Source organism: Calothrix sp. UHCC 0171, from assembly GCF_034931845.1.
In the GTDB taxonomy this organism is placed as follows: Bacteria; Cyanobacteriota; Cyanobacteriia; order Cyanobacteriales; family Nostocaceae; genus Brunnivagina.
The window spans coordinates 42,135-62,671 of record NZ_JAYGHN010000021.1; the positions used below are offsets into that span (position 1 = coordinate 42,135).

General features: G+C 42.7%; 18 protein-coding genes. 10 read left to right on the top strand and 8 right to left on the bottom strand.

Going from position 1 to position 20,537, the window contains the following annotated elements:
- Positions 1 to 4 precede the first annotated feature (4 nt).
- Positions 5 to 1,669 (top strand): M23 family metallopeptidase, encoded by a 1,665-nt coding sequence (locus VB733_RS16470; RefSeq protein ID WP_323341145.1) that lies wholly within the window; start codon positions 5 to 7, stop codon positions 1,667 to 1,669.
- A gap of 39 nt (positions 1,670 to 1,708) precedes the next feature.
- Here VB733_RS16470 and VB733_RS16475 read toward each other — a convergent pair whose 3' ends face one another.
- The gene (locus VB733_RS16475) at positions 1,709 to 2,380 is read right to left on the bottom strand and encodes a riboflavin synthase (RefSeq protein WP_323341146.1); all 672 of its coding nucleotides are present in this window, start codon (positions 2,378 to 2,380) and stop codon (positions 1,709 to 1,711) included.
- A 374-nt stretch (positions 2,381 to 2,754) separates the two neighbouring features.
- Here VB733_RS16475 and VB733_RS16480 point away from each other — a divergent pair, with 374 nt between their 5' ends.
- The 4 genes from VB733_RS16480 to VB733_RS16495 all read left to right on the top strand — a co-directional run bounded on the left by VB733_RS16480 (position 2,755) and on the right by VB733_RS16495 (position 6,506).
- Entirely contained in the window at positions 2,755 to 3,249 is a 495-nt protein-coding gene (locus tag VB733_RS16480; RefSeq protein WP_096617146.1) for a bifunctional nuclease family protein, read from the top strand.
- A gap of 104 nt (positions 3,250 to 3,353) precedes the next feature.
- Complete coding sequence (locus tag VB733_RS16485; protein WP_323341147.1) at positions 3,354 to 4,484, top strand: aldo/keto reductase; 1,131 nt, start codon at positions 3,354 to 3,356, stop codon at positions 4,482 to 4,484.
- 248 nt (positions 4,485 to 4,732) lie between these two features.
- On the top strand, positions 4,733 to 5,575 hold the full coding sequence (locus VB733_RS16490; protein ID WP_323341148.1) for a lysophospholipid acyltransferase family protein: 843 nt from the start codon (positions 4,733 to 4,735) through the stop codon (positions 5,573 to 5,575).
- Positions 5,576 to 5,648: 73 nt separating this feature from the next.
- Positions 5,649 to 6,506, top strand: a complete 858-nt coding sequence (locus VB733_RS16495; RefSeq protein ID WP_323341149.1) for a lysophospholipid acyltransferase family protein — start codon at positions 5,649 to 5,651, stop codon at positions 6,504 to 6,506.
- Between the two features lie 37 nt (positions 6,507 to 6,543).
- On the opposite strand, the gene VB733_RS16500 is transcribed toward VB733_RS16495, so the two are convergent.
- Positions 6,544 to 6,759 (bottom strand): hypothetical protein, encoded by a 216-nt coding sequence (locus VB733_RS16500; protein WP_323341150.1) that lies wholly within the window; start codon positions 6,757 to 6,759, stop codon positions 6,544 to 6,546.
- A 70-nt stretch (positions 6,760 to 6,829) separates the two neighbouring features.
- Here VB733_RS16500 and VB733_RS16505 point away from each other — a divergent pair, with 70 nt between their 5' ends.
- The 4 genes from VB733_RS16505 (at position 6,830) to VB733_RS16520 (ending at position 12,067) form a co-directional block, all read left to right on the top strand.
- Positions 6,830 to 7,309 carry a hydrogenase maturation protease gene (locus tag VB733_RS16505; protein WP_323341196.1) on the top strand — a complete coding sequence of 160 codons (480 nt, stop codon included), beginning with the start codon at positions 6,830 to 6,832 and terminating at the stop codon, positions 7,307 to 7,309.
- On the top strand, positions 7,306 to 7,647 hold the full coding sequence (hypA, locus tag VB733_RS16510) for a hydrogenase maturation nickel metallochaperone HypA (protein WP_323341151.1): 342 nt from the start codon (positions 7,306 to 7,308) through the stop codon (positions 7,645 to 7,647). The genes VB733_RS16505 and hypA overlap by 4 nt, the downstream gene beginning before the upstream one ends.
- A gap of 73 nt (positions 7,648 to 7,720) precedes the next feature.
- Complete coding sequence (locus tag VB733_RS16515; RefSeq protein ID WP_323341152.1) at positions 7,721 to 10,483, top strand: bifunctional acetate--CoA ligase family protein/GNAT family N-acetyltransferase; 2,763 nt, start codon at positions 7,721 to 7,723, stop codon at positions 10,481 to 10,483.
- Between the two features lie 240 nt (positions 10,484 to 10,723).
- Positions 10,724 to 12,067, top strand: coding sequence for a glutamate-cysteine ligase family protein (locus VB733_RS16520; RefSeq protein WP_323341153.1), 1,344 nt, complete (start codon positions 10,724 to 10,726; stop codon positions 12,065 to 12,067).
- Between the two features lie 61 nt (positions 12,068 to 12,128).
- On the opposite strand, the gene pstB is transcribed toward VB733_RS16520, so the two are convergent.
- The 5 genes from pstB to VB733_RS16545 all read right to left on the bottom strand — a co-directional run bounded on the left by pstB (position 12,129) and on the right by VB733_RS16545 (position 18,150).
- Positions 12,129 to 12,932, bottom strand: coding sequence for a phosphate ABC transporter ATP-binding protein PstB (gene pstB, locus VB733_RS16525; RefSeq protein ID WP_323341197.1), 804 nt, complete (start codon positions 12,930 to 12,932; stop codon positions 12,129 to 12,131).
- A 272-nt stretch (positions 12,933 to 13,204) separates the two neighbouring features.
- Entirely contained in the window at positions 13,205 to 15,985 is a 2,781-nt protein-coding gene (locus tag VB733_RS16530) for a cation-translocating P-type ATPase (protein ID WP_323341154.1), read from the bottom strand.
- A 221-nt stretch (positions 15,986 to 16,206) separates the two neighbouring features.
- Entirely contained in the window at positions 16,207 to 17,187 is a 981-nt protein-coding gene (locus tag VB733_RS16535) for a magnesium transporter (RefSeq protein ID WP_323341155.1), read from the bottom strand.
- A gap of 16 nt (positions 17,188 to 17,203) precedes the next feature.
- A complete protein-coding gene (locus VB733_RS16540) occupies positions 17,204 to 17,752 on the bottom strand; it encodes an HMA2 domain-containing protein (protein WP_323341156.1) in 549 nt (182 codons plus the stop codon).
- Between the two features lie 122 nt (positions 17,753 to 17,874).
- Positions 17,875 to 18,150, bottom strand: a complete 276-nt coding sequence (locus VB733_RS16545) for a DUF5132 domain-containing protein (protein ID WP_323341157.1) — start codon at positions 18,148 to 18,150, stop codon at positions 17,875 to 17,877.
- 397 nt (positions 18,151 to 18,547) lie between these two features.
- Between VB733_RS16545 and VB733_RS16550 the strand changes: the two genes are divergently transcribed.
- Positions 18,548 to 19,243 (top strand): SH3 domain-containing protein, encoded by a 696-nt coding sequence (locus tag VB733_RS16550; protein WP_323341158.1) that lies wholly within the window; start codon positions 18,548 to 18,550, stop codon positions 19,241 to 19,243.
- A gap of 100 nt (positions 19,244 to 19,343) precedes the next feature.
- On the opposite strand, the gene metK is transcribed toward VB733_RS16550, so the two are convergent.
- The gene (metK, locus tag VB733_RS16555) at positions 19,344 to 20,537 is read right to left on the bottom strand and encodes a methionine adenosyltransferase (protein WP_323341159.1); all 1,194 of its coding nucleotides are present in this window, start codon (positions 20,535 to 20,537) and stop codon (positions 19,344 to 19,346) included.

Here is a 20,537-nt window from a genome sequence, read left to right on the forward strand (position 1 = left end):
ACCCATGACGCAGCGCAAACATTCTGCCCGGAAAGATGCCAATCGATCGCACAATCAATCGTGGCAGCGCTCTCTGCCCGCACAAAGCCTCTGTTGGCTGAGTAGCTTGAGTTTAATGAGTAGTGGCTTGGTGCTGGCTCAAACAGAGTCCGCGATCGACAATATAGTTCCTACGGAAAATACACCCAAAACCGCGAGCGAATCGCCACAGGTTGAATTTTCTTCGCGCCGTACCCGACTGAAACAGCGTTTGCAACGTGATGTTGCTTCCCAATCTGCCGAACCAGCCCGGAAAGTTCGCAATCAACAAAATTCGGAAGCCGCAACTGTTCCAGTCGTGAGAAAATTAAGAGCAAAAGTTGCTGAATCTCGCCGCAATCCAGTTGTAACTCCTAGCGATCGCTCTGAAAAAAAACAGGTAGAAGTTACTTCGCAACCAAGTGTACAAAATCGAGCAGAGAAACCTGTTGTCCGCATCGCACCCAATAAATTACCTGCCCTAGCACAGCCAAGTCAACCTGTAAATATCGACAATACAGACAGTAAAACCAAAGACTATAATAACGCCTACATCGACCCCACCAATTACAACACAGCCAACACTAACCCCAACGAATCAGCAAATAGCATCCCCAGTAGCGTCATCCTGACAAATCGCTCTAACGGTTGCCGTGCGGTAATTGGCACAGGTGATAATATTTCCGGTAATTGCGTCAACACACCCATTACCCCTTCCCTCGCCGAGCGTTTAGCAATATCTAGAAGCGATCGCACTTCCGCGACTGCCCCAAGCTGGATTCGTAAGAGTCAGAGTGATGTCGCCAGTGCAATTCCCACAAAACGAACCGCCACCAGGGAAAATAATAGTGGTTGGAGAGCTTCACGAATCGCCGCAGCTAGCGATGTGCCAACCTCTGAGAACAATCGCAGTGTTAATCGCATCATCAATACAGGGAATTTAGTTGCATCATCCAATAAAAATACCTATCACCCCAATCGCTTTATTCCCGCCCCCAGTAGCTTTATTCCCCAAGACACAACTCTAAGTGCAACACCCACAGGCAGTGCCGGGACTTTACCCTCACCAATGACAGCCGCAAATGTCACACCCCGTGCCAGTAAAGTCGCTTACAACATTCCTTTAGAATCGACTTTACCCCGTGTCAACTACACAGGGGGATTAGCTTACAATCCCAGTGGATTTATTTTCCCCGTATCAGTTCCCTCACCAATTACTTCCATATTTGGTTGGAGAACACACCCAATTACCGGAGATAGAAGATTCCACAGTGGCACTGACATTGGTGCAGCAATGGGCACACCAGTCCTAGCAGCCTATACAGGTCAAATTGAAGTTGCTGATTTTGTTGGTGGCTACGGTTTAACGGTTGTAGTCAACCATAGCAACGCCCTACAAACCCTTTATGGGCACATGTCGCAAATCTATGTCCAGCCAGGTCAATGGGTACAGCAAGGAACTGTCATTGGACTAGTGGGTAGCACTGGTAATTCTACTGGACCTCACCTCCACTTTGAAGTGCGCCAGTTAACACCAAATGGATGGGTAGCTACTGACCCTGGTGTGCATTTACAGTATGCTCTGGCGCAGCTAATGCAAAGCATACAAACTGCACGACTACCACAAGTACCACAACAACCAAGTAATTAGGAAATCGGGACAAGGGAACTTTCCCCTGTCCTATCCCTTTTATAAGTACCCGTTTTCCGCCAGAAAAGCGGGTGTGATAGCATTTCCTTCATCTACATTTCGCTGTGGATTGCCAGAAGTCAAGAATTTTTCGACGTACTTACCCAGAATATCCCCCTCAAGATTTACCGAATTGCCAGGTATGAGTTGACTGAGATTCGTTTCCGCATAGGTAAGCGGAATCACGGCAACTTGAAACTGCATCGCCTCAGGGTTGTACTCCGCAACAGTTAGACTAATACCATTAATGGCAATACTACCTTTAGGGACTATGTACCGAGCCACATGACTGGGAGCCGAAAAAGTCATTTCCCAAGAAGTCGCAGTTTGTTGTGCTGACACCAACTCCCCAATCCCGTCAACATGTCCCATAACAAAATGTCCGCCAATTTTACTACCAACCCGCAGCGAGGTTTCGAGATTGACGTATCGGGTTTGCATTGACTCCTGTCCTAAAGTTGTTTTTCGCAACGTTTCCGGAGAAGCTGTCGCCACAAATCCATTATTTAATATTTTTTCGACCGTCAAACATACTCCATCAACTGCTACACTATCGCCATATGCTAAATCTTGTAAAATAACATCTAACGAATGGCTGATAAATGAAATTTGCCAACTATCCCCTCCTAAGGGTTTCATTGTTCCTAGTGCTTGAATTAATCCTGTAAACACAGCTTTTGTTTTATTTAGCTTGATTTATTCCCTATTGGCAACGCGATTCTCCACAGGAGGCACTTGATAAACAGCAATTATTTTCCCAGTATTTAGTCCCTTGCTTTCCCACTATTTCAGTATAATTTCTGACTTTAATTTGTATAGAGATATCAATACATGAATAGTAAATTCAAGGCATACTTGGGTAAGTAGATTCTGGTCAAAATCAAATGACTTAACTTACTCTGGCATTCATCACAAATAGGGAGTTTAATAGAAGCAATTATAGCGAGTAAAGACTAATGTTTATGTCAATCTTAATCTTACCTTTTTATAGGTGTGATTTGTTACATACACTTCTAGCATTCATCATGATTGTAGAGGCTTAACCAATGATTGAAATGAGAGTCGCTGGTATAGCATTAGATGCGATGACCCGCAGCCCGATAGTGCTACTCAAAGACAGCACCGAACGTCGTGCTTTGCCGATTTACATAGGTCAAGAACAGGCAAAAGCAATTATGGGCGCGTTGGAGAACCAAAAGCCTCCTCGTCCCCTCACCCATGATCTAATAGTCAATATTCTGGAAGCATGGAATATGACGTTAGAAAAGGTAATTATCCACTCGCTGCAAAAAGATACGTTTTACGCGGCTTTAATTTTGCAGCAGGGAGAAAATAAAAAGGAAATCGATGCACGTCCTAGTGATGCGATCGCTGTTGCTCTACGTACAAATACGCCAATATGGGTGATGGAAGAGGTAATAGCGGATGCATCAATACCCGTAGATAGAGATGCCGATGAAGCGGAACAAGAAGCTTTCCGTGAATTTATCTCCAACCTCAGACCTGAAGACTTAATCAAACGCTTCGGTACAGACAGTTAAGGATTGGAGATTGGAAATTTTGGATTTTGGATTGGGCTAAGGTAAAGGTTAATTAAGCAACAGTCTACAGTCTAGAGTATACAATCTCAAATCTAAAGACCAAAATGTTATATCGACGCTTTGGGAAAACCAATCTCAATTTGTCTGTTTTTTCCTTGGGAACCATGCGTTACTTGGGTTCAGAGGAAATTGCCCAGCAAACAATTTTTCAAGCGATCGCGCTGGGTATAAATCATATCGAAACTGCCAGGGGATACGGGAATAGTGAAGAGTATTTGGGTGGTGCGGTGACATCTGGGCTATCGGTGTGTCGTTCCCAGATTTACATCACCACCAAAATTCCACCAACACCGGATGCGGAAACTATGCGTCGGTATATTCATGAATCTTTAGCACGGTTAAATCTAGATTATCTGGATTGTTTGGGGATTCACGGTTTAAATACTTGGGAACATCTCGACTGGGTAAAGTCAGAAGATGGCTGTATGCAAGCTGTTAGGGAAGCTGTTGCTGAGGGGAAAGTGCGTCATGTTGGTTTTTCTACCCACGGTTCCCTCGAATTGATTTTAGCGGCGATGGATGCAGATTTGTTTGAATTTGTCAATCTGCATTATTACTATTTTCACCAGCGAAATGCCCTAGCAATTCAACGGGCGACAGAGAAAGATATGGGCATATTTATTATTTCACCAGCCGACAAGGGTGGAAAATTATACACTCCACCCACAAAGCTGCAAGAACTTTGCCAGCCTTTTTCACCGCTAGCGTTAAGTTATCGTTTTTTACTCAGCGATGGGCGGATAACAACTTTGAGTGTCGGTGCAGCGAATCCTGAAGAATTAATTGCACCGTTACAAGTGGCAGATAATGGGGGAGAATTGACTCAGGCAGAAGCGATCGCCTTTGCAAAGTTGGAACAGCAGCAAAACTTAGCTTTAGGGACTGAAAAATGTAGCCAGTGCTATGCTTGTCTGCCTTGTCCAGAAAATATTCAGATTCCGGAAGTATTACGATTACGAAATCTTGCTGTTGCCTATGAGATGACAGATTATGGGCAATATCGTTACGGCATGTTTGAAAATGCCGGACATTGGTTTCCGGGAATGAAAGGTAATCGCTGTACAGAATGCGGTGATTGTTTGCCAAAATGTCCCGAAAATTTAGATATTCCGGCTTTGTTAAATGATGCTCATGAGAGATTACAAGGGAAAGCTGGAAGAAGACTTTGGGGATAGGGCGAGGAGATATTGTGTGATATTGACTTAATTATTAAGACTGACACGGAGACTTAGAGACGCGGAGACGTGGGGAAATTTTTATTGTCACTGATTAGCCGAAAAGATGTGATTATTGTTGGTGTAAATTTCCGAATCATCCAAAAAGTACAACTTTCTATACAACTTTCCGGCGGCGATGATTAATAATTGCCATTGGGAACCCTAAATCATAGGAACACCATTGCAATTTTGGGAAAAATGCATTCATGTCCGAGCTACAAGCACAATATACAACCAAACCAGGATGGTCGTTAGATAAACGCGATCGCAATTCTATCAAGTCGCTAATGCCAATCTGGAGTTTACTATATCACTACTATTTCCGTGTCCAAACAAGTGGCTGGCATCATATCCCTGATGAAAAAGTTTTACTGGTAGGCACCCACAACGGCGGACTGGCGGCTCCAGATATGATTATGATGATGTATGACTGGTTTCATCGATTTGGGCTAGAACGACCAGTTTACGGGTTAATGCATCCAAAAGTATGGCAAGTCAGCCCAGAATTAGCTGAGTTAGTTGTCAAAGTCGGAGCAATTGCCGCACATCCAAAAATGGCAAGTGCCGCACTGCGTAGTGGGGCAAGTGTCTTGGTTTATCCTGGCGGTGCTCAAGATGTATTTCGTCCCTATTCAATGCGCCATCAAATTCATTTCGCCGGACGACAGGGTTTTATTAAGTTAGCATTGCGAGAAAAAGTACCAATTATTCCCGTAATTTCTACAGGTGCTCACGACACGCTCTTTGTCTTGACAGATTTATACCCCTTATTTAAGCAATTGCACCAGTGGGGAATGCCCTGGTTAATGGGGATTGACCCGGAATTATTCCCCATATATTTAGGTTTACCTTGGGGGTTATCTATAGGTCCTTTACCGAACATTCCCTTGCCTGTAACTATTCATACTAGAGTTTGTCGAGCGATCGCATTTCCAGAATATGGAGAAGCCGCAGCAAGCGATCGCGCTTATGTAAATACATGTTATCAGATGGTTGTAAATCAGATGCAGCAAGAGTTAGATGCCTTAGTTAAGGAAACTCAAGCTTAAGTTATATTGCTAATTCTGATGGAGACATTCAATATAAGTAATAGCACATCTGCTTTTTGGGAAACTTGCTTGAATGTCCGAACCGCAACAAACCGTAAAAACTAAACTGGGATGGTCCTTAGAAAAACGCGATCGCAATTTTATTCAGTCGCTAATGCCTTTCTGGGAGTTTGCTTATCGCTATTACTTCCGCGTGCAAACAAGTGGTTGGGAAAATATACCAGCAAATGAAAAAGTTTTACTTGTCGGTTCCCATAATGGTGGTATGGCTTCCCCAGACATGCACATGATGATGTATGACTGGTTTTCTCGGTTTGGTGTCGAACGTCCAATTTATGGGTTAATGCATCCCAAAGCTTGGCGGGTAAGTCCAGAATTAGCTGAGTTTGCCGCCAAAACAGGGGCAATCATTGCTCATCCGAAAATGGCTGCCGCCGCCCTACGCCGTGATGCGAGTTTACTAGTATATCCAGGTGGGGCACAGGATTTATTTCGCCCCCATTCCCTGAGTAATAAAATATATTTCGCTGGTAGACAGGGATTTATCAAACTGGCATTGCGTGCCCATGTCCCCATTGTCCCCGTCATCTCCGCAGGCGCTCACGACACCTTCTTTGTGTTGACAGATTTATACCCCCTATTACAGCAATTCCACCAGTGGGGAATGCCCTGGTTGATGGGAATTGACCCGGAAGTATTCCCCATATATTTAGGTTTACCTTGGGGATTATCTATCGGTCCTCTACCGAATATTCCTTTGCCTGTAACTATTCACACTAGAGTTTGTCAGGCGATCGTCTTTGAAAGATATGGGAATGAGGCGGCGATGGATAGAGGTTATGTTAATTATTGCTATGAGCTAGTAGTTAGCAAGATGCAGCAGGAATTAGATATTTTGCTGGCAGAAAATCAAAGTAATTTTAAATTTTAGACAGAACTTCAGTTAAGAAAATATTTGAGAATCAATTCTAAAAAATTAATCCCCAATTTAAACGAATCAACTTTCTGGAGGGGGCTTGGGGGACGCAGCCGTCCAAAGTTTGACGGGAAGAACATCTCCCCGTCAACTTTTCCCAATCGGGGGTTTGGGGAAGAAAATCTTCCCCCCAACTTCTCCCAAGTCTTGGTTTTTTCGATACATCAACTGAAAAAGCAGTATTTTCAGCAAATATTCCATTCCTCACAAGTTCCTCATTTTTTTTGCTTAACTTCTAAGTAAAAGTGGTGTTGTACTCAATCACAAAGTTGACAAAAATGGGTAATGTAGTGGTAATTGGCTACGGCAATACTTTGCGGAGTGATGATGGCATTGGGCAACGAGTCGCCAATAGCTTACATCTCACTCACGTCAAGTCTGTTGCTGTCCACCAACTTACTCCTGAACTCGCCGAAACTTTAATTACTGCTGATTTAGTGATTTTTGTGGATGCCTATATCAGTTCGGAAAGTGGTGAACAATACTTATCAAATAGCCCAGAAAACAGCCCACCTGATGTCCAAGTACACCGGTTGGAACCTAGCAACAACAAAATTATCACCGGACATATTACTAATCCCGAATCGCTGTTAGCTCTCACCCAAGCGATTTACGGACATTATCCCCCTAGTCGGCTGGTGACAGTGCCAGGAGTGAATTTTGAACTGGGTGAAAATCTATCACTAATTGGAGAAAGAGGAGTTGCGATCGCGCTGGAAAAAATAACCAAAATTATTGACAAAGGTGCAAATATATGAATGAAGTTGGATTAATGCGAAATATTTTAGACTCTGCTGTCGAACGTGCTACCCAAGAAGGCGCTCATCACATTTATCTGGTGGAAATGCGTCTTGGTGAGGCTGCTGATGTTGCCAAGGAGTCTTTGGAGCAAGCCTTTGAGGTTGTGAAAAAAGGGACTATTGCGGAAATGGCACAACTCCAAATTAACTATGTACCCACAGTTTGTTACTGTTCTAATTGTAATATTGAGTTTAAACCGATTAATTCGCTCTATCAATGCCCGGAATGCCAACAACCCTATTGCGAGATTAGACAAGGTAAGGAATTGGAATTAGCTACTTTAGCTGTTTCGTAAATCAAACCCCGATTTCTCCTATGGTGGAAGTCGGGGATATGAATAATTAGCCATCCAAAGAAGGTTACAAACCATGCCCAAGCCTGTGGAACCAATTATCGATCGCGCTTATGATATCTTGCGAACTGAGAATCTTAATCCTCTGGATGCCATCTTTGCACCGAAGAGTGTGGCGGTGATTGGCGCGAGCGAAAAACCCGGTAGTGTGGGACGCACGGTGCTATGGAATTTGATTAGCAATCCTTTTGGTGGAACCGTTTACCCTGTAAATCCGAAGCGACACAGTATATTAGGTATCAAAGCTTATCCGAGTATTTTTGCTGTCCCCGAATCAATTGATTTAGTCATTATTGCCACACCAGCAGCAACAGTTCCCCAAATTATTAGTGACTGTGTTGATTTTGGGGTGAAGGGAGCAATTATTCTCAGTGCTGGTTTCAAAGAATCTGGTGCTGAGGGTGTGGAGTTAGAACGGGAAATTTTGCAACAGGCTCGTCGTGGCAACCTGCGAATTATTGGACCTAATTGTTTGGGTGTGATGAGTCCGCGTATCGGTTTGAATGCCACTTTTGCGAGTGCTGTGGCTCGTCCGGGGAATGTCGCTTTTATTAGTCAAAGTGGTGCGCTTTGTACGGCGATTCTCGATTGGAGTTTTCAGGAAAATGTCGGTTTTAGTGCTTTTGTTTCCATTGGTTCTATGTTGGATGTGGGTTGGGGCGATTTAATTTACTATCTTGGTGATGACCCGCAGACACAAAGTATTGTGATTTACATGGAGTCAATTGGTAATGCGCGATCGTTTCTCTCAGCAGCGCGGGAAGTGGCGCTAACGAAACCAATTATTGTCATTAAAGCTGGGCGGACTGAAGCCGCAGCCCAGGCAGCAAATTCCCACACGGGGGCACTTACTGGTAGTGATGAGGTTCTTGATGCGGCTTTCCGGCGTTGTGGGGTATTGCGGGTTGAGAGTATTGCAGACTTGTTTGATATGGCGGAAGTTTTGGCAAAACAACCCCGTCCTCAAGGTTCACGGCTAACAATTATCACCAATGCAGGTGGTCCTGGGGTTCTGGCTACTGATGCCCTGATTGCTACGGGCGGCGAATTAGCACCCATATCAGCAGAAACTCACACATCCCTCAATCAATTTCTCCCAGTACATTGGAGCCACAGCAACCCAATTGATATTCTGGGTGATGCTGACCCACAAAGGTATGCAAAGACACTTGAGGTGATTGCTAATGATGTCAATAGTGATGGGTTGTTGGTAATTTTGACTCCGCAAGCAATGACAAACCCAACTCAAACTGCCGAGGAGTTAAAAAACTCGGTGGCGAAAATCAAATCTCTACAAAGTAAGCCGATTTTTGCGAGTTGGATGGGGGGAGCAGAGGTAACAGCAGGTCAAGCAATTCTCAATCGCAACCGGATTCCAACTTATCCTTATCCCGATGAAGCTGCACGTGTATTTACGCATATGTGGCGTTATAACTATAACCTCAGGGGAATTTATGAAACTCCAGTGTTAGGAAATCGGGAATGGGATGCTGAGAATGGGCAGGCTGTTGTGAAACAAATAATTGCTGCTGCCAGACAAGCAGGACGAACTATTCTCACGGAGTTGGAATCAAAACAAATTTTAGCAGCTTATGGGATTCCGATTGTGGCGACGGCAGTTGCCAACAGTGAAGATGAAGCTGTTGCATGTGCGGAAAAAATCGGTTTTCCAGTAGTTGTCAAGCTGTTTTCGCAGACAATTACCCATAAAACTGATGTTGGCGGTGTCCAGCTAAATATCCAGGATGGGGAAGGAGTACGTCAAGCCTATCGTCATATTGCCGCATCGGTGAGTCAGAAGGCTGGTAGTGAGCATTTTTTAGGTGTGACTGTGCAACCAATGGTGAAAATGCATGGTTATGAATTGATTATTGGTAGCACTATCGATTCGCAGTTTGGTGCAGTGTTGCTATTTGGTGCTGGGGGACAGTTAGTAGAAGTATTTCACGATCGCGCGATCGCACTTCCGCCTCTCAATGCAACTTTAGCACGACGGATGATGGAACAAACCCAAATTTACCAGGCGCTTCAGGGTGTTCGCGGCAATAAAAGTGTTGATATGGCTGCTCTGGAACAATTAATGGTGGTATTTAGCCAATTAGTTGCCGAACAACGTTGGATTCGGGAAATTGATATTAACCCCTTGCTAGCTTCTGCGGAAGGTTTCCTGGCACTGGATGCGCGGATTATTCTCCACGACGCAAACATACACAAAGAGGATTTACCCAGATTAGCGATTCGTCCTTATCCCAGTCAATATGTCGGACAATGGACGATGAAAAATGGCACCCAGGTGACAATTCGCCCCATCCGCCCTGAAGATGAACCCTTGATGGTGCAATTTCACAAAACATTATCGGAGGAAAGCGTTTATTTTCGTTATTTCCACCTGATTAAATTAAGTCAGCGAGTTGCCCATGAACGTTTAACCCGTATGTGCTGTATTGATTATGACCGAGAAATGGCATTGATTGCAGAGTTGAAACACCCACAAACAGATACAGGGGAGATATTAGCAGTGGGGAGATTAAGTAAATTACACGGATTGAAGGTAGCAGAATTTGCAATTGTTGTCAGCGATCGCTATCAATGTCTGGGTTTAGGAACAGAGTTATTGCGTAGATTACTACAAGTTAGTGTTGATGAGCAAATTACCAAAATTACAGCTGATATTCTGGCTGATAATTATGCCATGCAAAAAGTTTGTGAAAAACTGGGTTTTCGCATCCATCATACAGATGAACCTAGTGTAGTTAAGGCGGAAATTGAGAATCTATAAATATTCATAACAGACATATCTGAATTGATGAAAGAAGTTGTTTCAATACGGTTAGGTTAGGGAGGAAAAGGGTAAGAATAAGACTTAATCATCTATATGCTATTGATTCTAAAAGCTAAAAGCTAACCACTAATAGCTAACGCTTAACTGAAGTGTATTGGAAGTTATTTAACCTTCACAAATTCCTCAAAATATTTGTATATAAACCAAATTAAGCAAACAATTCGAGAGGGGGTAAATATGAATTTTCTCAAACGTCGCATTGGCTTAGAACAAGAGTTTTTCATCGTCGATGAAACTGGTGCATTGACTGAAAGTGCTGATGAGTTTTTGCAATGTTGCCATGAAATTGCTGTGGAGAATAATCGTAGTCCAGAATATTTCGTCACGGAATTTGTCAAAAGCATGGTGGAAATTAACACCCCTCCATGTAAATCTGGGATGGAATTAGCCAGGGAATATCTGCAAAATCTCCAAATAGCCGTGACTGCGGGGAAAAAAATGGGTTTGCGACTTTACCCCCTTTCTAGCTACCCCTTGCATATTATGCCAGTGATCCGCGACAAACTAAATTATCACATTCAAGCCCGGACTGTTGGTTATGAAAGATTTTTACATGCCGGCAAATGTACAGGCACCCACATCCATTTAGAAGTATCACCAGGAGTAATTAGCGATCGCGTTGCTGTATCTTACAACTCAACTGTCGCCGAAAGGGAAGAATTGTTAAATATCTATAACCTAGCGACTGCTCTAGATTCAGCATTGATATCTTTAGCAAGGGCATGTCCTTTTTATGAAGGTCAAGCAATTGGTTTAGCTTCCCACACAATTCGTTACCGAGGCAGTGAAAAATTTGGCTGGGAAGGAGTTTACACCCACCTACAACCAGTGGGGGGACTAATGCCCTATGCACATTGCGTCGAAGGTTTGGTAGAACAGCAATTTGCCCGTTTCTATGCTTGGTTGGAAGCAATGGATAAAGCAGGGGTGGAGCGTCATCTCTTCTTCGATGGCGGAGGAAGTCTACTCAAATCTGCATGGAACCCTATCAGGTTAAATAAATTGGGCACAGTAGAAATTAGATGTATAGATAGCAACTATCCATCGGTAATTTTAGCAGTAATACTACTGATTGAAAATGCGGCTCGTCGAGTCCGTTATGAAAAATTAAAAGTTCGACCAGCAAAAGGACTGCAAGTATTTGAGCTAGATGGGCAATCTCTTTGGGTTCCAGACTTTGAGTATTTAAATGGTGACTTGCTCTATGCTGCTGCTACTGAGGGCGTGAAGCATCCAAAAGTCAAGAGTTATCTCGATTCGATTTTGGAGTTTGCCATTATCGAAGGTAGCAAAGAAGGTAAATATTTGGTAGAAATGAGGGAGAAATTAGACAATTACACAACTATCGAAACGGAAATTCTCCAAAAATTTAGTCCCACAGTTGCCGAACTTTCCCAAGAAGAGGGTTTGCGTTTGGTGCGTGATGCTTGCGATAAATTAGAACAGGAATTATCATTGCTAGATCGCAAAGATGTTTTTATCTTTCCTTCTTCCCTTAGCACTAGTGGTTCGCCAAACTAAAATTTGGGGGTTGAGATTGGCTGGCAGATTTTGCTTCCTGCAAGCTCGCTTTGCTAAACTACTAGCCAAAACAACCCTTAACATATTGGTAAGTAACTTCTAGTTTCGGCTGGTTAAAAATTATCGGACTGCGATCGTATTCTACCAGTTCTCCTGTACGACTTCCCTCCTTCATTTCCAGATTGAAGAAGGCAGTCATATCAGATACCCGCGCTGCTTGTTGCATATTATGGGTGACAATCACAATCGTATGTTGGTGTTTAAGTTCATGCATTAATTCTTCAATTTGCTTAGTTGAAGCCGGATCGAGAGCAGAACAAGGCTCATCCATTAAAATAATTTCCGGTTGAACTGCGATCGCTCTAGCAATACATAACCTTTGCTGCTGCCCGCCAGAGAGTTCCCAAGCATTCTCTTTGAGCCTATCCTTAACCTCATCCCAAAGAGCCGCTTGACGTAGCGATCGCTCGACTAGTTCATCCATATTACCCTGGTAGCCGCGAATGCGAGCGCCAAAGGCAATGTTTTCATAGATGGATTTGACAAACGGATTTGGTTTTTGAAAAACCATACCAATTTGCCAGCGAAGTCTGACTGCATCCTCGTCGGGATGGTACATGTCACGACCGTGAAATAATACTTGCCCATCTAAGTGGGTTTTTGAGTTCATTTCATTCAAACGATTTAAGCACCTCAGTAATGTGCTTTTTCCGCAACCACTCGGACCAATAAAAGCAGTAATCTGGTTTTTATAAACTGGTAGGTTAATATTTCGCAATGCCAGAAAATCATCGTAATAAAAAGCTTTTACCTGGGCGTGTATAATCACATCTTGATTATGTATCGAGTTTATTGTAGTTGGCAAAGAAGATTCGTTCATAACCTCTCCTGTCAGTTTATTTATTTGTCAAATGCTGTATATATATCTTGATAAAAATTGAAAAAATTTCTAAAAATATCAAATTTCCTGTTGAGGATAAGCTCTGTATCCAGACTCAGTCAACTTTAAAATTAAAACCACTATAGAGACGCTTACCATTCTTTCATCTCAACAGTTATTGTATTGATCAAATTTGAAGAAGTTGTGAGGAATTAAAACTTTGTAGGAAAATATTTTTGGATTTGGATTATTTTTATTCATAACTTTTTGTGATGCATCAGCCACTTTTTCAATTCCACACCCCAAAAAACAATCGTACTTACCACTAAACAAATGAATAAATCACTAGCAGATAGAGCTACAGTTGCAAACAAATTCTGGAAGAAAGGAAGATAAATGACTGCTATTTGCAACAATAAAGTTAGTAAGACTGCGGCTAAAAGCGGCAGATTGGAAAGCACTCCCAATTGAAACAAAGAATCCCGTTCCGAACGAATTGCTAAAGCATTACCCATTTGGGAAAGCGTGAGGGTAGTAAACAACATGGTTTGCCAGGCAGGATTAGCACTACGCCAATACCAATATCCCGTCAAAATAGATACCATACCTAATAACAATCCAATCCAAATAATATCTCTGCCCATCCCCCGGCTGAAAATACCCTCATTTGCTGGATAGGGCGATCGCTTCATGGTATCCCGTTCTGCTGGCTCTACACCCAAAGCCAGGGCTGGTAATCCATCAGTGGCTAAATTTACCCAGAGAATTTGTAGGGGTAATAGTGGTAAAGGCATTCCTAACAATGGAGCTAGTAACATTACCCAAAGTTCACCCACATTACTACTCAAAAGATACTTAATAAACTTGCGGATATTGTCGTAAATCACCCGCCCTTCTTTCACCGCCGCCACAATAGTTGCAAAATTATCATCCAACAGCACCATATCAGCCGCATCTTTCGCGACATCAGTACCACTAATACCCATTGCCACACCAATATCAGCCGCCTTGAGGGCAGGTGCATCATTGACACCATCACCAGTCATAGCAACAACATGATGTTGACTCTGCAAAATTCGGACAATATCAAACTTATTTTGTGGAGAAACCCGTGCGTAAACAGAAATTTCTCCCACAAGTTCTCTTACTTGTTCAATCGATAGGTGGGCAAGGTCTGCACTCGTCAGAACGGGGTGTTCGTTGGCAATATCTAATTCACGGGCGAGATGCCAAGCAGTGAGAGGATGGTCGCCTGTCACCATAACTGGACGAATCCCAGCAGCTTTACATGTGAGGATAGCATCTCTTGCTTCCGGTCTGGCAGGGTCGGTCATTCCCAATAAACCAATAAAGGTTAAATCCTGCTCCAAATCCTCGAAACCATCATCTGGATATTCTGGCAAGAGTCGAAAAGCCACTCCCATCACTCGTAATCCCTGTTGTACGAGTTGGCGCTGGACAACCATAATTTTTTCTTGCCAGTTTCCATCCAGAGGTTTTGCACCCCCATCGACCCAAACAGATTGGGACACCTCTAATAAGCTAGCTACGCGACCTTTACAGAAAGCTATCCTAGTACCTTCTCCCACAGCCCGGTTCCAGTACCAGAGGACTTCAAGGGCGCAAGGGATAGCAGAAAATTCCCCTGGAAAATGATGGACGGTGGTCATTCGCTGCCGTCTAGAATCAAAAGGTATTTCTGCAATTCGTGGTAGAACTGTTTCCAAGTCTGCCTTCCACAGTCCTTGACGAGCCGCAGCCATTACCAAAGCCCCGTCACTCGGATCACCTACTGCCCGGAAGTAACGGGGTTCTTCGCGATCGCTTTCCAACTGGGCGTTATTACACAAAGTCGCACCTGCTAGCAAGAGGGCGAGGGCTGGAGGTTGACTTAACAAAAATGGTCGTTCTTGGCTGGGGTCTACCAAGGGTGAAGACAATGCTGTCGGCTGGCGATTGTCCGGTGATGCCAGGCGCATGTCAGCAGTTAAATTTAACTGATGCCCAGCAACATCTAACACCGTCACTGTCATCCGATTCACGGTGAGAGTACCAGTTTTTCCAGAGCAAATTGTGGTGACAGAACCCAGGGTTTCGACAGCTGGTAAGTTGCGAATTAGCGCCCTACGTTTCAGCATTTGCCTAGCTCCCAAGGTGAGGGCAATTGTCACTACAGCTGGTAGTCCTTCCGGTAAAGCAGCTACCAACAAGGTAATGGCAGTAAGGAACATTAATTTCATATCCTCTCCCCGCAGCAGTCCGAGAATTAGAATTATCCCCACAAGCCCCAGAGAAGCCACTGCCAGGTTTTTGCCTAATTCATCAAGACGTTTTTGCAAGGGTGTTGGCTCCGGTTCCACTGCGTGAATCATCTGAGCAATGCTGCCCAACTCTGTAGCCATAGCGGTTTCCGTCACCACTGCTTCCCCTTGTCCATAGGTGACAACCGTACCCATGTAACCAATGTTGCATCGTTCCCCCAGGATTACTTCTGGAGCAATTTTCTCCGAGTCCTTGTCCACTGGCTCTGGCATCCCTGTCAGGGCGGCTTCTTGGGTTCGCAAACCCAAGCTTTGCAAGATGCGACAGTCTGCGGGTACGATATCCTCCGCTTCGAGTAAGATGACATCTCCTGGTACTAGGTAGCGGGCGGAAATTTCCTCAATTTTGCCATTGCGTTTGACTTTGACATTGGGTGTAGATAGATTTTTCAGAGTCGCGATCGCTTTTTGTGCCTGATATTCTTGGCTAAAACCCAAAACTGCAATCAACACCACAATCGCGATAATACCTAAGCCATCTTTGTATTCACCCAGGAAAGCAGAAACAGCTGCCGCAACAAGTAGGATCAATACCAAAGTTTCACTTAGCTGTTCCCATAAAATTTGCCAAGGCTTTTTGATTCCTGGCTCAATCAAGGCATTGAAGCCATATTTTTCTAAACGCAGATTTGCTTCAGTTGTACTCAGTCCCAAAGCGGCATCGCTGCTTAGTAGTTCCAGTACCTTTGTTGCATCTAACTGATACCAATTGCTCATGTTATATCTTCTCCCCTCAGCTAACTAGAGGATTGGTGAAGCAAGCAAAACTGTAAGATCAAAAGCGATAGAAGGAAACTATTTCTGAGTCGATTCATCAAAAAATTTTGTTGGCTCAGGAGAGTGAGTATAACAGCTCCCCAAGGCAAAGAAAAGGAAACTCAATTTTTGGCAATATTAAGTTTTAGCAATTTAATTGAGATTTATAATCTGGCGAATTTTCACACTCCCATGACTTGAACGATCGCAAAATAAATCAATAAACTCATAACATCCTGAATAATTGTCGCTACAGGTCCCGAACCAAATGCAGGGTCTTTACCGAGACGCTGAAGTAGCCAAGGAAAGAGCAAACCGATGCTGGTAGCGATACCCCCAGCAGTAATAATAGTTAATGCTACAGCAACAGCTAGGGAAAAATTATGAAACGCGACAAGTACCAGGGGAAAACTCAAACCACCAAGGGCTATACCAATCAGCAATCCAGTCCACAATTCCCCCATTAGTAATCCCCGCAATGAGGTTGTGTGGTTAAATGATAGTCCGCGCACGACAATCGCTTCTGTTTGCGTACCGATCGCATCTGCTAGGTAAACGATTCCAGGTACAAAGAAGGCAACAAAAATCCGGGCTTCGAGAGTTTGCTCAAATCGAGACACTACAAAGGTTGCCAAGATACTACCCAAAAGCCCCACTAACAACCAAGGTAAACGGTCTTGTGCGCGTTTCAATGGTGCAGCTTCCAAGGCTTGGCGTGCTTGAGAGTTGTCATGAACAATACCTGTAAGCCTGTTTAAATCCTCAATATGCTCGCGTCTTAAGATGGTGATTAAGGACTGGAGGGGAACAACTCCTAAAAAATTGCCTTCCCCATCCACCACTGGTACTGCTGTCATCCCATATTTCACCGCTAATCCGGCAACATATTCTTGATCATCGTCAGGATGTGCTGTTGGTGGCTGAATGGTCATGATGTCGCCTAATATCTGAGTTTGTGGCGCACCCAATAAATCTAACAGGCGGACAAATCCCCATAAATGCCCCGAATCATTAATTATATATACAGCTTCGATACAGTCAAATGCTGTGCCCGTAAGGCGGCTAAGAATAGAAGCAACAGTTTCATCCACTTGGGCTAGGGGTACTCGTTTAACTAGATGCTGGGCGGCGGTTTCCAAAAGGAAGTGTTTAGAAGCTAACATTAACTATCCTGGCAATTCAATCTTTTTTTGGAGTGGGCGCGTCGCTACTATTATTCAATTTCATAAAACTATCAAAGGCATACCATGCCAAAACATACCAGGGAGCTGCCTTTAAAGAAGGTCCCTTGACTAGCCACTGCCGCAATGCCAACAAAGCTAAAAAAGACGAAAACAAAACCCGTAAATCTACATAATCGTTTGTTGTTTGTTTCACTCGTTGGTTGAGATAACCCATAGCACTAGTTACGGCTGCTGCTGCCTGGGATTTTCCTGGTGAAATTGATGATGTGTCATTAACAATGATGCCGAAATCATTCAATTCAGTCAGAATATCTGCAAAACTATGAATTTCTCCTTCATAGTAAAGGGTGATGCTGCCGATTTGAGGATTAGTTTTTACTTCTTGAATCTGAGGAAAGAAAGCTTTTAATGCACTGACAATTTCTGCCATTATTTCCGGTTGACGCTGCTTGTGGGAAACTTTCAAGCGGATGCGACCAGGGGTAATGCTAAGAACTTGTATATGTACAGGTAGAGGTAATTTGTCTAGAGATGGTAGTTTCATGATTTTTCTCCACAAAAAAGAAAGGATGAGCAAAATACCCATCCCCAAACAAAACTTTTACAATCACAAACCTCTCCAATGCAATATGCAGTCTTTAGCATGGTTTTTCTTTTTGTCATAATTTAAGGTCGAGTTGGTTCTAACTGATGAGTTTTGGCTTCTGCAAGCTCTGCTTTTGCTTCTGCAATAATATCTTCAAAGTTTTCGCCAACTTCTGCGATAACTGCTTTACCCTTTTGAGCAAGTAAGATTCCGCCTTTAATAGCTACTTTGGCTATTGGCTTACCGACACCTGTTGCTAGTGGAATTAAAACAGGTAGAAGCACTATCGCTGCAATTCCGGGAAGACCAAAGTCTTCAGCTAAATCCTTAAAGTCAGGTAAAAATTTAAGTGTCATAAGAAGCTTTACACCTCCTTATTTTTTCCAATTAAATTGTATCGCATCTTGCCAGAATAATTAGATAAAAAATATTACAATAATCCGGCTTTAGGGAATTATTTCTAAATGTAATTCTATCGTTTTATTGCGGCGTATTAAATATAACATCACTAAAACCACAGTTTATTTACTTAGTAGTTTCTAGAGGCATTTTAAACACATATATTTTTTTTAATAACCAACCTAATGCTTAAAATCAACAAAAAATAAAGTAAAATTGAGATATATAGAAGGCTTGATGTAATTAAGCGACTTGAGATTTTAAACTCGATCTTAATAAATTTGCTAAATTATGATTAACACTTAATTAAACCTTGATTAACATTTGATTAAATATTTATAGAGGGAGAGTTATATGAATTGGCACAAATTCTTGACTCTAAATCCTAAAAATGTAGCTGCTATTTTTTCGACAGCAACTTTGATCTACACTAGCTGCTTAGTATATCCAACATTGGCGATCGCCACAAATAATAATGAGTACAAAATGGCACAAGTAGTTACTTGTCAGAAAGTGGTGATTGACGATCCAGATGGATATATTAATGTGCGATCGACTCCTGAAGTGAAAGCAAATAATATTGTTCGCAGTTTACTAAATGGAACTCAAATCCGGGTATTAAAAGAGCGTTCGGGTTGGTTGCAAATCAATTCTCCGATTCAAGGTTGGGTTGCCAAAAACAGGACTGCTATTTGTTGCGCTGTCCATAATCGAGATATTCAGACTTCACTGCAAACAATTTCTAGGTTAGGTGAACAAGCTACACAGGGAAACCGGAGTGCAGGTGAGAGTTTGGTGAAAATGTTTGTAGATGGAGCTTTCGCAGAGTCGCAAACTGTCGCTTTAGTCAAGTGGGCTGGCAAGAACCCTCGCTTTTTAGTTAATATTTTGGACGGACAATCTCAAGCTTTGCGGAGAGAGGTTTTAAGGTCAATGAGATATAGTTTTGATATTGAACCGGGAGCGCGCAAAAATTTTGAAGTTGCACTGGCAAAGTTACCTCACAATAATCCCACAGTCCAAGACTGGGCATATGTATTGAAAAGATAGTAGATGTCATATCAAGTCCAGCGAATTCAGTAATTATTAACTTTCTCGGCATCAGTTTTAGCGTCATTATTGAGCCGAACCTAATATGAACCAAATATCTCTAAAAAATACCAACCTTATCTGTTACTTCCCAGGGTAAACTCATATCTGTCCTTCCTACATGACCGTAGGTTGCTAATTTTTCATAAAAACTACCTTTGTGTAGGGAAGGTAAGAATCTCAAATTGAATTGTTTGATAATTCCTGCTAAACGGAAATCAAAATGTTTTTCCAGTATTTTGGCAATTTTTTCATCGGATATTTTCCCAGTCCCAAAGGTTTCCACTTGAATACTCAAAGGTCTGGCACATCCAATTGAATAGCTAAGTTGAACTTCGCATTCATCTGCTACATCGGCGGCGACGATGTTTTTCGCGGCATAACGAGCAGCATAGGCTCCGATTCTATCTATTCTACTGGGGTCTTTACCGCTTAAGGCTGCACCACTATGTCGGGAATATTCTCCATAGGTATCAATGGCATTTTTTCGACCTGTTAAGCCAGAATGAATGGAAGGACCACCAACATTAAATGGTTCGTCAAAGTCAATAAAAATTCTGGTGTTTTTGTCTGGTTGGATGTCCTCGTGTAAAAATATAGGTTTAATTACTGCTTCGCGAATATCATCGTCAAGCTCCTGAAAATTAGGCTTTTCCCAACTATTTTGACTGGCGATAATGGAAATACCGTGAATTCTGTATGGTTTGTGATTTTTATATTCAATTCCAACTTGAGTTTTACCATCAGGGGATAAATAATTGAGTTTTTTTTGCAATTTTACCTCACTCAATTGCCTTGCTAATTTATGGGCTAAATAAATAGGTAAAGGCATCAAAATAGGAGTTTGCTTGCAAGCAAATCCAAACACTGTCACTTGATCCCTGACGGTAATTTGCTCAATTTCTGCGTCAGCTAATTTTTTTTCATCAATTTCTGCAAAGTTATGAATGCTAGCGGGTGGTAATTCTTGTAAACTCGTTAAAATACTACAGGTTTTCCCATTAAAATCGGCTTGGTTGTAGCCAACTTTATCGATTACTTGTCTGGCTATATTCGTAAAATCCACATTCGCATTTGGCTCAAATCTGGCTGCCAGAAAAACAATACCTGTAGACACAGCACATTCTGTAATAATTCTCGCATAGGGGTCTTGGAGCAGAAAGCGGTCTACAATTGCATCACTGATTTTGTCGCAAAGTTTATCTGGATGTCCCTCGGTTACAGATTCCGAAGTAAACAAAAAATCTTTTTTCAT